This window comes from Hoylesella loescheii DSM 19665 = JCM 12249 = ATCC 15930, assembly GCF_000378085.1.
Classification (GTDB): domain Bacteria; phylum Bacteroidota; class Bacteroidia; order Bacteroidales; family Bacteroidaceae; genus Prevotella; species Prevotella loescheii.
Genome location: NZ_KB899210.1, coordinates 511,799 through 526,538 on the forward strand (window position 1 = coordinate 511,799; position 14,740 = coordinate 526,538).

Genomic DNA, 14,740 nt, shown 5'->3' on the forward strand with positions numbered 1-14,740 from the left:
AAAATATGTGTATTTTTGCAGTTCAAAAAACAAGAAACAAAGAATGAAGAAGCCATTGCTCATCATATCAACGGCCGTTTTGCTGTTTTCAAGTTGTGCACAAGAGTTCAATCAAGTGTACAAAAGCGATAACGTGCAGTATAAGTACGAGTATGCAAAAGAATGTTTCGCTAAGGGCAAATACGTGCGGGCGATAACCCTTTTGCAAGAACTTGTAACCCTACAAAAAGGAACCGAGAATGCGCAAGAGAGTCTTTACATGTTGGCTATGGCCGAATATAACAGTAAAGACTATGAAACGGCGGCTCAATACTTTAAGAAATACTTCCAATCGTACCCCAAAGGGCGGTATGCGGAGATAGCGCAGTTCTACGTAGGACAAAGTCTGTTCATGAGTACGCCTGAACCACGTTTGGACCAATCAAGAACAATCCAGGCCATAACTGACTTCCAGACCTTCTTAGACTTGTATCCTGACTCGAAACTCAAACCTCAGGCACAGCAAAGGCTATTCGACCTGCAAGATAAGTTGGTAGAAAAGGAACTACATACAGCCCAATTGTATTACGATTTGGGAACTTACTTTGGTAATTGCAACTATGGTGGCAATAATTATGAGGCTTGTATCATCACTTCGCAAAATGCTTTGAAGGACTATCCTTATAGCAGACTGCGCGAAGATTTTGCCGTGCTGCTGATGAAAAGCAAGTTCGAGTTGGCTCAACAAAGTGTGGAAACGAAAAAATTAGAACGTTTTCAAGATGCCGAAGACGAATGTTACGGCTTCATTAACGAATATCCCGACTCTAAAGAGCGCACTTTGGCAGAGAAACTCATAGCCAAATGCAAAGAGGTAACAAAAAATTGATTAGTAATTAAAACAGTATAGGAACATTTATTTTATGGATTACAAAAAGTCAAAGGCTCCGATAAATACCGTTACAAGAGACATAATGGACTTGTGTAACGAAACAAACAACATTTACGAGAGCGTTGCTATCATTGCCAAGCGGGCTAATCAGATAAGCGTTGAAATCAAACAAGACTTGAACAAGAAGTTGCAGGAGTTCGCTTCGTATAACGACACCTTGGAAGAGGTTTTCGAAAACCGCGAACAAATTGAGATTTCGCGTTACTACGAAAAGCTTCCCAAGCCCACACTGCTGGCTACCCAAGAGTTTATTGACGATAGCATTTACTGGCGCGACCCTTCTAAAGAAGGACAACAGATAGACTAATGTGGCAACGTAAGCAAACCGTGTTCATGGTGTTGGCCATCGCCTTCACCGTTGCCTGCCTTTGTATGCCTGTGGGATATTTTGAACCAAAGGGCATGGGACTGAACGCGGATATGTTCAATCTTTGGATTCACGAGCCAGAAGGGGGTGTAAGCATGGCTTCAAGCGTGCTTTTTGCCATCCAAGTTCTTACAGCATCTATCGGCGTTTGGGCAATAATGGGATTTCGTAACAGATCGCGACAAGCGAAACTGTGCGTTGTCAACATCTTGTTACTAGTAGTTTGGTACGCACTTGCTGCATTCTATGCGCTGCACATTGGGTTTCGCGACTACACATTCCATGCCAACATCGCCATTTGTTTCCCATTTGTGGCCATGATATTTTATTGGATGGCACGAAAGGGCGTTATGGCCGATGAGAAATTGATTAGGGCAGCTGATAGAATTAGATAAGAACCGCTGTGTAAGAAACTAATTATCACTTTTCAATACAAGGAAGGGGAAGTCACCATCGCGGTGCTTCCCCTTCCTTGTTTATATAAAATGCCTTTATTAGTGTTCGGGCCTAAGCAAGTCGTTTACCGTCTTTACGGGATTGAATGTAGACAAAGGAACCTCTACAAACACGGTGTTCCAGTCGCTCATGGCACCATTCCACAAGCCAGGAAGTTCCAAAGCTTTCAATTGTTTGCCGTTTTTGCTCTTCGAACTGATAAATCCAGTATTATGGTCAACGAAGTCGGGCAGATGGAAGGCATTGCCACGATAGTCTCGGATGCCACAAACGAGGTCCACAGGATTGAAGTGTGTACCTTCTTTAAAAGCTTTTACATATTCGGCATTGTTGCTGTCTATCTGGCTGCTTTCAAGAATTTGCAGGCTAACAGTTCCGTCATCATTATAAGTAAGGAACGGACCGCCACCTGGTTCACCAACATTTTTCACCATACCACATACACGTATGGGTCTGTTTAGTTTTTTCCGCAAGTATTCAACCAAAGCATTGTCGTCAAGTTCACTTACTCCCTCGCGCTTGCAGCATAGCTCCTTTTCTAGGAAATACACCATTTCATCAAGTTGTTTACGAGAATAACCACCCTCGTCAAGCATCGAAAGATAGGCGAAAGTTCGTTTTTGCAAATGAACTAGAATACCTCCCAATAGTTTTTTGTAGGTTACAGTATCGCCTTTAAGATTGTCGGGCACCACGTTGTCTATGTTCTTGATGAACACGACATCACCCTCCACATCGTTCAAGTTCTGAATTAAAGCCCCATGACCACCTGGACGGAAAAGCAAAGAGCCGTCTTCGTTTCTAAAAGGCGTATTATCTGGGTTCACGGCAAGCGTATCGGTAGATGGTTTTTGTTCTGAGAACGAAACATGAAGACGTGTGTTGTAGGCCTTCTCATACTTCTCCACCTTCTCCGCCACTTTGTCTTTGAATAGTTGCAGATGATCGTGCGACACGGTGAAATGAACGTTTGCCTCGCCATTCGATGCCGCATAGAGCGCTGCCTCTACCAAATGTTCTTCCAAAGGTGTACGCGGTTCGTCCTCGTAATTGTGGAAAAGTAGCAATCCTTTGGGCAAATTACCATAGTTCAGCCCTTCTTCGCCCAACAGATGCTTAACAATCTCCTTGTAACGACCCGCCTCTTTCAAGTCGCAAACGCTGCTTTGTGTGTCGGCCTTACAACTTTTGCAAAGCAGTTTCCTAAAAGCAAACAGTCGGGTGTTATCGAAGAATTCTTTTTCAAATGCGCTCGTAGGTTCGTCGTAAGGTGCATCGAGAAAGGCAAAGAGATCTTTGAACATCCTACTTGCCGCTCCCGAGGCTGGCACGAACTTCACAACCTTGCGCCCTTCGGCCTGATAACGTTCCCATTTTGCTAAAAAAGCATCGCGCTCTTTAACAGTTGGTGCCATTATTCCACCATTATCTATTGATGCGGCAGCTTGCAATTTCAGGTAGGGAAAACCTTTTCGGTGCTGCTCCATCTGATGTTCCACCATCGCCTCGCTTATGCCAAGGCTCTCAATCTGCTGCAAATCTTGTTTTGTTAACATAATATCTAGGTTTTATAATCATTGTGCAAAGCGCTAAACAAATGTAGCAACTTTTCTGCTAAACAAGAAATTATTGGGCTATTTTTTGTAACTTTGCAATGAGGGTATGCCATATTAGCACACCTCATATTATATAATAGGCACGGATGGGACAATAAGCAGATACCCATTGCAACACATTGGGGTAACACAACTTATATGGAGGTTTTGGAAATGCTGTCAAGCATACCGCCAACAACCAACGAAACTCCCCTTTCTACAATGAATGCCTATAAGGCTAACTAAGTTAAAAGATAGCGCATGGAAGAAAAACTCGTTTTCACTACAGAAGAAAAAGACACGACAGAAGGCCTCTTGTCTAAGCTGTTGACAAATGACGCCAACGGCTTTCAAACTGACGATGCAGAGAAATTGCGCCAACACATTGACGAATACATAGTTTCGGGAATGCTGCAACGCAACATTTTCGGTCTCAATCCTATCGTACATGCTTTGGAAACAGCCGAAATAGCCTTCGACGAAATAGGTTTGAAGCGCGATGCAATAATCGCTATCGTACTATACACGGGTATTGTAGCCGAGCTTAGTGACATAACGAAGGTAGAAAAAGACTTTGGCCGAGGCGTTGCACAGATTATACATGGACTGGTTAAGGTGCAAGAGCTCTACAAAAGAACACCCGTGGTAGAGAGCGAAAATTTTAGAAACTTGCTTATCTCGTTTGCCGAAGACATGCGTGTGATACTCATCATGATTGCCGACCGCGTTAACCTAATGCGACAAGTTCGCGATACAGACAACGAAGAGGCACGATTGGAAGTGGCACAAGAAGCTAGCTACTTGTATGCACCCCTTGCACACAAGCTGGGACTGTACAAGTTAAAGAGCGAACTGGAAGATTTGAGCCTGAAATACTTGGAGCACGATGCTTATTACATGATTAAAGATAAGCTGAACGCCACCAAAAAGTCGCGCGACAGCTACATCGAACGCTTCATAACGCCCATACAACAACGACTGGAAGAGGCAGGATTGCACTTCCACATGAAAGGCAGAACGAAGAGTATACACTCTATTTGGCAAAAGATGAAGAAGCAAAAGTGCAACTTCGAAGGCATTTACGACCTCTTTGCCATACGTATCATCATCGATTCGCCCATAGATAAGGAGAAGATGCAATGCTGGCAGGCCTACTCTATCGTAACAGACATGTACATGCCAAACCCCAAACGTCTGCGCGATTGGCTTAGTGTGCCCAAAAGTAACGGCTACGAAAGTTTGCATATCACGGTACTAGGCCCCGAAAACAAATGGGTTGAGGTGCAAATTCGCACCGAACGGATGGACGAAATAGCAGAAAAAGGACTTGCTGCACATTGGCGTTACAAAGGAATAAAGGGAGAAAGCGGCATAGACGAATGGCTTTCGAACATCAGGGCTGCGCTAGAGAACAACGACGACTTACAGTTGATGGACCAATTCAAGATGGGACTGTACGAGGATGAGGTGTTCGTGTTTACGCCTAAAGGCGAATTGCTCAAGTTTCCCAAAGGTGCCAACATCCTTGACTTTGCCTATCGCATCCATTCGGGCATAGGAAACAAGTGTGTGGGTGGTAAAATCAACGGCAAAAACGTATCATTCAGAGCCGAATTGAAGTCGGGTGACGAGGTGGAAGTGGTTACCCAGAGCAACCAAACGCCCAAACAAGAGTGGGTAAACATTGTTAAGACTCCACGGGCGAAAGCCAAAATAAAGCTGGCACTTAAAGACACCATCGCCAAAGATACCGTCTACGCCAAGGAACTGCTGGAAAGAAGGCTAAAAAACAGGAAAATAGAATTCGAAGAAAGCACCATGATGCACCTCATCAAGCGCATGGGCTTTAAGGTTGCAACCGACTTCTACAAGCAAATAGCCGACGAAAAGCTTGACGTTAACGAAGTTATCGAAAAGTATGTAGAGGTGCGCGACTATGACCAAAACCTTAACGCGCCTCAAATTACTAGGAGTGCAACCGAATTTAGCTATGATAACCCCGACGAAGAGATTGCCCGAAACAACGACGACGTACTGGTTATCGACCGCAATTTAAAAGGGGTGGACTATTCGCTGGCCAAATGCTGTCAGCCAATATATGGCGACCCTGTGTTTGGTTTCGTTACGGTGAGTGGCGGAATAAAGATACATCGCACCAGCTGTCCTAACGCCCCAGAGCTACGCAAGCGCTTCGGCTACCGCATTGTAAAAGCCCGTTGGAGCGGAAAGAGCGCAGGACAATATAGCATAACCATCAAGGTGGTAGGTAACGACGACCTAGGTATCGTCAACAACATCACAAGTATCATCTCAAAAGAAGAGAAAATCGTGATGCGTTCCATTAATATCGACTCGCACGACAGCCTATTCGACGGTACCATTGTTGTGCAACTTGAGGACGTTAGCAAGTTGGAGGCACTGATGAAAAAGCTGAGAACCGTTAAAGGCGTTAAGCAGGTGTCGCGCCTATAAGGATAAACTTCAGTATCAACACAATGGGAGCGAACAACAAGCACACACTTCACAGGTCATCAACATTGTGCTAACAAAGCCCGCCAGAATGTCTGCTCGCCCCCTTTTCAATGAACAAAGTACAAAACAATAGAATGAACAAACAAGATCTAAGAATAATTTTCATGGGCACGCCCGAGTTTGCCGTACCATCGCTTAAACTGCTTGTAGAAGGCGGTTACAACGTGGTGGCCGTGGTTACACAACCCGATAAACCCGTGGGCAGACATGGTTCTACGCTTCAAGCACCACCTGTTAAGCAATATGCATTATCCAAATCGATACCCGTATTACAACCCGAGCGCATGAAAGACGAGAGTTTTCTATCCCAACTCCACGCTTTCAATGCTCATTTGCAAGTGGTTGTGGCCTTTCGTATGCTTCCCAAGCAGGTTTGGAACCTGCCACCCTTCGGCACTTTCAATGTACACGCAGCCCTACTACCCCAATATCGCGGAGCTGCCCCCATCAACTGGACCGTCATTAACGGCGAAACAGAAACGGGTGTTACCACTTTTTTTCTCGACGAAGACATTGACACGGGTCGTATCATCGATCATAAACGTCTTGCTATACCCGATGATGCCAACGTAGAATGGGTGTACGACCACCTAATGAACCTTGGTGCAGAGCTGTGTATCGAGACTGTGGACCATATTTTGCAGAACGACGGTAAGGTGGAGACCACAGAACAACCCCAAAACCAGCCCTTGAAACATGCCCCGAAAATATTTAAGGAAACTTGCCAAATTGATTGGAACCAACCTGCAAAGCGTATCTACGACTTTATTCGCGGGCTAAGCCCCTACCCTGGCGCATGGACTGAGATACAAAAAGAGGGAACTGATGCAGACAATAAGCCCCAAGTGCTAAAGATTTTCAGTACAACAAAAACTCAAATGCCTACAAACGCACAACCGGGAACATTCGTTGTAGAGGGCAATCGCCTGTTTGTAAACACAGCCGACAACCTACTTGAGTTACAGGAAATACAGCTAGCGGGGAAAAAGCGCATGGCTAGTCGCGACTTTCTCAATGGCACTCGCGATGCAAACCTTTATCACGCCATCAGCAAATGAACATGGCGCACCGCGTTGCGACAACTAAATAAAAGGCCTTTTACTTGGGCTTAACATATTTTTGTTATATATTTGCAAGTTGAACAGTAGAAAAACATCATCATGACAAGAGAAGAAGACATCAAGAAAGCCGTTGAAGTGTTGAGAAAAGGCGGCGTTATACTCTACCCCACAGATACTATTTGGGGTATCGGATGCGACGCAACCAATGCCGAAGCGGTGGCCAAGGTGTACCAAATAAAACAGCGCGATGACTCCAAGGCAATGATATGCCTTGTAGATTCGGCCATGCGCATGCAACGATATGTTAGAAACGTGCCCAATGTAGCATGGGATTTGGTGGAGCTTGCAACCAAACCCACAACGCTAATATTAGACGATGCCGTTAACCTAGCACCCAATCTCATAGCCGAAGACGGGTCGGTAGCTCTGCGGGTAACGACCGAACCTTTCTCAAAAGAACTGTGTTACCGCTTCCAGAAGGCTTTGGTTAGTACCAGTGCCAACATTAGCGGAGAGCCTGCAGCTGCAAATTACAAAGATATTAGTGAAGAATTGCTCAACGCCGTTGACTACGTGTGTTGGTCAAGACGACAAGAACACAAGCCACATACGCCTAGCAGCATCATCAAGCTGAACAAAGATGGTGAAGTAACCGTGATACGCAAGTAACCCCGACACGCTTAGAACGACACAGACAAGCCTAAGAAATGGATACGACAATAGAGATTGAAGATAAAACGCTGACTGGCAGGTTTATTAAATGGCGCGACGAACACCTTTCTACAAGGCAGTTCACACTCATCCTTTCGTTCTTCGTAGGGTTTTTCGCAGCTATTGCAGCCTATTCCCTACACTGGATTATCAAGCAAATACAAATGCTTCTCACCGAAGGGTTCACCATTTCTTCTATCAACTGGCTGTATCTTGTCTTTCCTGTTGTGGGCATCTATCTTACATCTCTCTTCATCAGGCATGTCGTTAAAGATAATATCTCGCACGGAATTACCCGTGTGCTATACGCCATCTCCACCAAACGAGCCCGTTTGAAAGGGCATAATTGTTGGTCATCGGTTATTGCATCGGCCATCACCATTGGCTTCGGTGGCTCGGTAGGAGCAGAAGCGCCCATAGTACTAACGGGTTCGGCCATTGGTTCTAACCTCGGACAGCTGTTCAAGCTTGATAATCGCACCATGATTTTGCTTGTTGGTTGCGGTGCATCGGCTGCCATTGCAGGCATTTATAAGGCTCCCATTGCAGGTTTGGTGTTCACCTTAGAGGTGTTGATGGTAGACCTCACCATGGCCTCTCTTCTGCCTATACTCATCGCTTGCGTAACAGCCACATGCTTTACCTACATCTTTGTGGGTACCGAATCTATGTTCACGTTTCACCTTGATGGTGAATGGATGATAGAACGTGTGCCAGCAAGCGTGCTGTTTGGCATCTTCTGCGGTATGATTAGCCTTTACTTCATGCGTACGATGACAGCTTGCGAAAACATGTTTGGCAAGATGAAGAAACGCCCGTACCAACGATTGATTGTGGGCGGTATTATTCTTAGTTCACTCATTTTCCTTTTCCCATCACTATATGGCGAGGGATTGAGTTCGGTTAACACCCTACTCAACGGCAATACAGAAGCCGATTGGGGACAAATACTTAACAATTCGCTGTTCTATGGTCACGACAACCTACTGGTTGTGTATGTGGGGCTAGTGCTTTTTACCAAAGTTTTTGCAACGTCGGCTACCAATGGCAGTGGCGGATGTGGCGGAACGTTTGCTCCTTCGCTATTTATCGGTGGATTTGGAGGCTTTTTCTTCGCTCGTTTGTGGAACATGTATAACATCGGCATTTACATTCCTGAGAAGAATTTCACACTTCTTGGTATGGCTGGCGTAATGACTGCCGTGATGCATGCACCGCTTACAGGAATCTTTCTCATAGCCGAGATAACTGGTGGCTACCAGCTGTTGCTGCCATTGATGATTGTTTGCATCAGTTCTTACCTCACCATCAACATCTTCGAGCCACATAGCATCTACAGCATGCGCCTTGCACGCGAAGGAAAACTTATCACCCACCACACAGATAAATCCATCCTCACCCTTATGAGTATGGAAAGCATCATCGATAAAAACTATATCGCCGTTAATCCCGAAATGCCTTTGGGCAAGCTAGTGTATGCAATCAGCCGCAGCCACACCAGCTTTATCCCAGTGTTAGACCATGCAGGACGGCTTATTGGTGAAATAGACGTAACCAAAATACGGCATATCATGTTCCGCACAGAACTATATCAGAAGTTTAGTGTGGCGCAAATAATGATTCCTACTCCTACCGTGCTTGGCCGAAACGACCCAATGGAAGAGGTGATGAACAAATTCGACAAGACAGACGCTACCTATCTGCCTGTTGTTGACGCCAACAACGAGCTGCAGGGCTTTATCTCGCGCACACGCATGTATGCCATGTACCGCAAGATGGTGGCCGACTTCTCTACCGAATAGCAGTAAAAAATCGCTCCTTGTGTACTTCAACATAACAAAAGCATGCCTTTAAACAACTTATCTCCCTGGAGCCTCTGTCGTCGGCTACCATCGCGATTGTTGTTTATAAATCTTGTGTTTCACATCACTATAAAGGCATAACAAATTTTGCTATTTACCGAAATCACAAGCACTTTTAATTCGTCAAATTGACATTAAATAAATTCCATTCATCCCTTAATTTCCCGGCAACGTTAAATACAGTAATTAATCTTTACATATTAACATTGTATTTCCACACTATTCTAGAAGATTTTTCAGCATTAAGCGGTAAAAACACATCATCACAACTTTCTTTTCTTATCTCGCCGCACCCCACTTCACACCCCATCGACCCAGTTTTACCAACTCCCGATTTTACCAAACGGGAATGCAACGTTATTTTCACGCCTCCAAATTTACAAATCAACCAACTGCATAACATCATTGTTTGCAGCACATTATTAGTTTAGTTGCCGTGTTTTTTGTAAGATGGACACCTATTCCATATAAGCTGGAACATTGTTCCATGTCAACTGGAACATTGTTCCATATCATCCGGAACAAGATTCCACCTTAGCGGTAACACGTCATCATACCTTAAAACGCAACAAAAGAAGTGGGAAATCGTCAAGTAAAACCATAAAAAACAGAAAACACGAGGTGATCAACCGCCAATTTAAAATGAATACCTAGAATGCTCAATTCTAGTATTAAAACATGCCTAAACACCCTTAAAAGTCTATCGCTTAGTTGGATATAATAGCATAAGTCATATTATATCAACCTATTATAAACTTTCACAACAATCGACTAAATGCAAGCCAATGGCGCATTTGTGAATTCGACTGGCACTCACAATGTTAAAAATTGGTGTAAAATATTTACAATACAAGAGAAAAGTACTCACTAGAAATCTCTTCTGGGCCACACATGCTAGCCTACAACCAAAGGCACTTACATTTTATATGTCTAGTTATAAGGGTGAAACCTCTTATTATATGATTTCGTATTCGGGATATTATCTAAAATATTGGTGATCTCACTACTACTTTCTAACTTTATAATCTGAAAACGAAACTTACAAGCATGTATCGTGATAATTACCACTAACTAAGTTACTGAAAGATTCTGTGTATTACATATACACTACAAATAATAGATGGCTCAACTCCATGTGAGGAGTTAAGCCATCCATTATACGTATGAGTAAACAATGCTTCACATGCCAGCAAGCATGTTGCAGTTATGTTAGCTTACTTCTTTATGTTTGGTTCTTCCAAACCATAGCCCTTCTTACGGTCTACAACACGCAAGTAAAGACCAAGGAACAAAGCCACCAAACCCAACATGGCCAACATCAGCAAGGGGTTAGTATAGTTGTAAGATGTTGCAGCTTCTGAGGGTGAAAGCGTACCAGCCTCGAGGCTCTGAACGATATCGGGGTTGGAAGCCTTCAATATCTTACCAATCAACAAGGGGAAGAGCCACAAGCCGATGTTCTGTATCCAGAAGATTAGCGCGTAAGCCGAACCAATGATTTTGCTGTCTACCAACTTGGGAACCGATGGCCACAATGATGCGGGAACCAACGAGAAGCTGGCACCAAGAATAAGGATGGTGACAAAAGCAAGGGCTACACCGCCGATCTCGTTACCCTTAAACAAGGGGAGAACGAAAGCAAACGTAAGGTGGCATATGATAAGAAGTACACTACCCAATACCAACATGGAGGCTGCTTTACCCTTATGATCAACGTACTTACCCAAGATGGGAGTAATACCTACGGCCAAAAGTGGGAATACGGCAAAGATAGCTTCGGCCGATTGACGTTTGTAGGCTATGAAACAGTAGCTAACAAGGAACAGCAATGAGATGAGAAGCAAGCCATATTTTAAGGAAGCTTTCTTGCTGAAGTTGCTGGTGAAGGCCGTTGCAGCAATGGTTATCATCACAAAATACTGGATAATGGTAACCGTGTTCGATGCCCAGAAGTCGCCTTCGGCCAGTTGCGTAAAGGTTAGGTTACATTGCAGCATGTTCACCGCATACTTTTGGAAGGGGAAAATAGCTGAATAGTATAGCACACAGAGTAGTGCAACAATCCAAAAGCCCTGACTGCGGAGTATCTGACCAATGTCTGAGATGCGGAAGGGGTCGTCTTTCTCTTCTGCTTCGCCTGTTTGTGCGTCTAGTTTCTTATCCATAAAGAAGTAAACCACAAACATAATCAAGGCTATCATCAATAAGATTAGACCGAAAGCAGCAGAACGAGAAACGTCTACACGACCGAACATGCGGGCAAAAACAGGTGAGAATATCATGCAGGTGGCAACACCAAGTCTTGCCAAAGCCATTTCAGAACCCATGGCCAAGGCCACTTCCTTACCCTTAAACCATTTTACGATACCACGCGAAACGGTTATACCCGCCATCTCGGCACCACAACCAAATATCATGAAGCCGATAGAGGCCAATTTTGCAGATGCTGGCATGCCCGCATAGAAAGGCGAAACACCAAGCTCATCGAACAAAGGAATATAGTTGAGGTTATCAGAGAACCAGCGCTCGAGCGAAGAACCCATGAACGATTCGGTAACGGCGTACCAGTTGATGCAGGCTCCAGCGAGCATAACAAGCCCAGAAAGGATGGCCGTGAAACGCACACCCATCTTGTCGAGGATAATTCCCGCAATGATGAGGAAGAAAATAAAGACGTTGAGGAACGTTTCCGAGCCCGCGTATGTACCGAAAGCGGTGGAGTCCCATCCACGTGTGGATTCCATCAAGTCCTTAATTGGCGATAGAATATCCATAAAGATGTACGCGAAAAACATGGCCATTGCCAATAGCAACAAGGCTGTCCAGCGTGCTGCCGCTGAATCGCGTAAAGTGCTTGTTGCGTTGTTGATTGTTGTCATAGATATTAATAATTATTCGTTAGTATTGGTTTATCTCACTTAGTTGACACGTCGAAAACCATGCAAGTTAATAAACTGACAAGTTTTAATGTGCACAAGTCGACTGTTTAAAGCGTTGATAAGTTGGCTAATTAACAAGTTAATGCCAACTTATCAACACTTTTTTATTACTTCAACCATCGGTCTAGCCACTCAAAGAACGTACGTTGCCATAGCACACCGTTCTGTGGTTTGAGCACCCAGTGATTCTCGTCGGGGAAGATAAGCAACTCGGCAGGAATTCCTTTCATACGTGCTGCATTAAACGCACTCATGCCTTGGGTAGCATTGATACGATAATCTTTCTCGCCATGGATGCAAAGTATGGGCGTATCCCATTTATCAATGAAGCGATGAGGAGAGTTTTCGTATGTGCGCTTGGCATTTGCCGAGAGGTCTTTGTTCCAATACGCGTCTTCGTATTCCCAGTTAGAGAACCAGTTTTCTTCTGTTTCGGTGTACATGGCTTCAAGGTTGAAGGCTCCATCGTGTGAGATAAAGGCCTTGAAACGCTTGTCGTGATGACCAGCCAAGTAGTAAACGCTGAATCCACCAAAGCTTGCACCCACACAGCCTAGACGGTCTTTGTCTATGAAAGGTAGGTTGGCAACGGCATCATCTACGGCTGACATGTAGTCTTTCATGCAGAGTCCAGTCCAATCGCCTGATATTTCATCGTTCCATTCAGAACCAAATCCAGGCAAGCCACGACGGTTAGGAGCGATGACTACATAACCATTGGCGGCCATGATTTGGAAGTTCCAACGATAACTCCAGAACTGGCTAACAGGACTTTGAGGGCCTCCTTCACAGAAAAGCAATGCGGGATATTTCTTGTTGGGATCGAAATGCGGTGGAAGAATAATCCACACCAATTCTTTCTTGCCGTCAACGGTGTTAACCCAGCGCTGTTGCACCTTACCCATTTCAAGCTGATCGAAGATGTGCTTGTTCTCATCGGTAATCTGTTTCACATCGGCCTTCTTCTCTTTCTTAGAAGGTGTCACAACAAAAAGCTCGTCAGGATGTGAGTAGCTGTGGCGCATAGCGAGCAGTTTACCCGTATTACCCAGCAGTTGTACCGAGGCATAGTCGTGCCATCCCTCTGTAAGTTGCATCACTTTACCAGCCAAATTGGTTTGATATATGTTCACACAGCCGTGCCAAACACCGATAAAATAGAGTGTTTGCGAGTTGGCAGCCCAGCAATAGTCGTCTACATTTGAATCGAAAGCTTCGGTAACATATCGTTTATCGCCCGTTGCAAGGGTATAAATGCAAAGTCGGTTGCGATCGCTTTCACATCCATCTCTCTTCATACTCTGCCAAGCCACATACTTGCCATCAGGAGAGAATTGGGGATTAACGTCGTAACCCACGTTATAATCTTTGTCTTGATGGTTCACAGCTTGGTTTTTCAGTGTCTTAGTAGCATCTACAGCGGGTGCCTTATAGTCGGCAGGCTTGCATAAGTTGGTTGTTTTTCCTGATGCAAGTTCGTACAAATAGATGTCTGAGTCGGTTGAAATAGAATACTCGCGCCCAGTTTTCTTCCTGCATGTATAAGCAATTGTCTTCGAATCGGGACTCCACGCCAATTGCTCAACGCCACCAAATGGTTCCATGGGGCATTCGTATGGTTCACCTTCCAGCAAGTCCTTACCATCGGTTATGCCATCAGCTTGAACGTCGGCCACAAAGGGATGCAGTATGCTTTCAACATAATGATCCCAATGGCGATACATCAAGTCGGTAACCTTTCTACCTGTTGCCTTGGGTAGATCTGTGGGATTGGCTTGGATGACGCCAGTATATTTGAGCGACTTAACGAGAATAACCTTCTTGCCATCGGGTGAAAACTTAAACCCTTCGATGTCGGTAGCACTGTGTGTAAGCTGTTTTCGGTCGGAGCCATCAGGCTTCATACTCCATACTTGTCCTTTTGTTAGGAACGCAATGCGGCGTCCGTTCTCAATCCAAACAGCATCGGTTTCGTTGTCGGCTGTTGTGGTGAGTTGCCTTTTGTTCGTTCCGTCGGCATTAGAAACAAAGAGCATGTGATGTCCTTTATTTTCTTGCACGCTGTAATAAGCCACACGATAAACTACCAGTTTACCGTCGGGTGAGGCTTGTGCACCACCAATACGTCCCATAGCCCAAAGGGCTTCGGGTGTCATAAGGTCGCTTTTCAGCTTAATTTCATTCTTACCGATCATGGTTTGGGCTTTTGATTGGGGCGCGACAGTTAGCAAGGCTATCGCTGCCAGAGCGAGAGATTTCTTCATAGGTTTAAGTGCTTTTAATTCC

General features: G+C 44.7%; 10 protein-coding genes. 7 read left to right on the forward strand and 3 right to left on the reverse strand.

What is annotated here, in order from left to right; genetic code table 11:
- Window positions 1-43: 43 nt before the first annotated feature.
- The 3 genes from F453_RS0102035 to F453_RS0102045 are packed head-to-tail and all read left to right on the forward strand — an operon-like array spanning window position 44 to window position 1,693.
- Entirely contained in the window at window positions 44-868 is an 825-nt protein-coding gene (locus F453_RS0102035; RefSeq protein ID WP_018966501.1) for an outer membrane protein assembly factor BamD, read from the forward strand.
- A 34-nt stretch (window positions 869-902) separates the two neighbouring features.
- Window positions 903-1,238, forward strand: a complete 336-nt coding sequence (locus tag F453_RS0102040) for a DNA-directed RNA polymerase subunit omega (protein ID WP_009235609.1) — start codon at window positions 903-905, stop codon at window positions 1,236-1,238.
- Window positions 1,238-1,693 carry a DUF4293 domain-containing protein gene (locus F453_RS0102045; protein WP_018966502.1) on the forward strand — a complete coding sequence of 152 codons (456 nt, stop codon included), beginning with the start codon at window positions 1,238-1,240 and terminating at the stop codon, window positions 1,691-1,693. Before F453_RS0102040 ends, F453_RS0102045 begins: the two co-directional genes overlap by 1 nt.
- Window positions 1,694-1,792: 99 nt before the next feature.
- Here F453_RS0102045 and F453_RS0102050 read toward each other — a convergent pair whose 3' ends face one another.
- The gene (locus F453_RS0102050; protein WP_018966503.1) at window positions 1,793-3,310 is read right to left on the reverse strand and encodes a DUF4301 family protein; all 1,518 of its coding nucleotides are present in this window, start codon (window positions 3,308-3,310) and stop codon (window positions 1,793-1,795) included.
- Window positions 3,311-3,610: 300 nt separating this feature from the next.
- Between F453_RS0102050 and F453_RS0102055 the strand changes: the two genes are divergently transcribed.
- The 4 genes from F453_RS0102055 (at window position 3,611) to F453_RS0102070 (ending at window position 9,455) form a co-directional block, all read left to right on the forward strand.
- Window positions 3,611-5,821, forward strand: a complete 2,211-nt coding sequence (locus tag F453_RS0102055) for a RelA/SpoT family protein (protein ID WP_018966504.1) — start codon at window positions 3,611-3,613, stop codon at window positions 5,819-5,821.
- Between the two features lie 134 nt (window positions 5,822-5,955).
- Window positions 5,956-6,939 (forward strand): methionyl-tRNA formyltransferase, encoded by a 984-nt coding sequence (gene fmt, locus F453_RS0102060; protein WP_025789801.1) that lies wholly within the window; start codon window positions 5,956-5,958, stop codon window positions 6,937-6,939.
- Window positions 6,940-7,041: 102 nt separating this feature from the next.
- A complete protein-coding gene (locus F453_RS0102065; protein WP_009235614.1) occupies window positions 7,042-7,611 on the forward strand; it encodes an L-threonylcarbamoyladenylate synthase in 570 nt (189 codons plus the stop codon).
- A gap of 38 nt (window positions 7,612-7,649) precedes the next feature.
- Complete coding sequence (locus F453_RS0102070) at window positions 7,650-9,455, forward strand: chloride channel protein (protein WP_018966506.1); 1,806 nt, start codon at window positions 7,650-7,652, stop codon at window positions 9,453-9,455.
- A 1,274-nt stretch (window positions 9,456-10,729) separates the two neighbouring features.
- Here the strand turns inward: F453_RS0102070 and F453_RS0102075 are convergent.
- Both F453_RS0102075 and dpp5 read right to left on the reverse strand, forming a co-directional pair.
- Complete coding sequence (locus F453_RS0102075; RefSeq protein ID WP_018966507.1) at window positions 10,730-12,394, reverse strand: MFS transporter; 1,665 nt, start codon at window positions 12,392-12,394, stop codon at window positions 10,730-10,732.
- Window positions 12,395-12,561: 167 nt separating this feature from the next.
- A complete protein-coding gene (gene dpp5 / locus F453_RS0102080; protein ID WP_026292414.1) occupies window positions 12,562-14,718 on the reverse strand; it encodes a dipeptidyl-peptidase Dpp5 in 2,157 nt (718 codons plus the stop codon).
- Window positions 14,719-14,740: the final 22 nt, after the last annotated feature.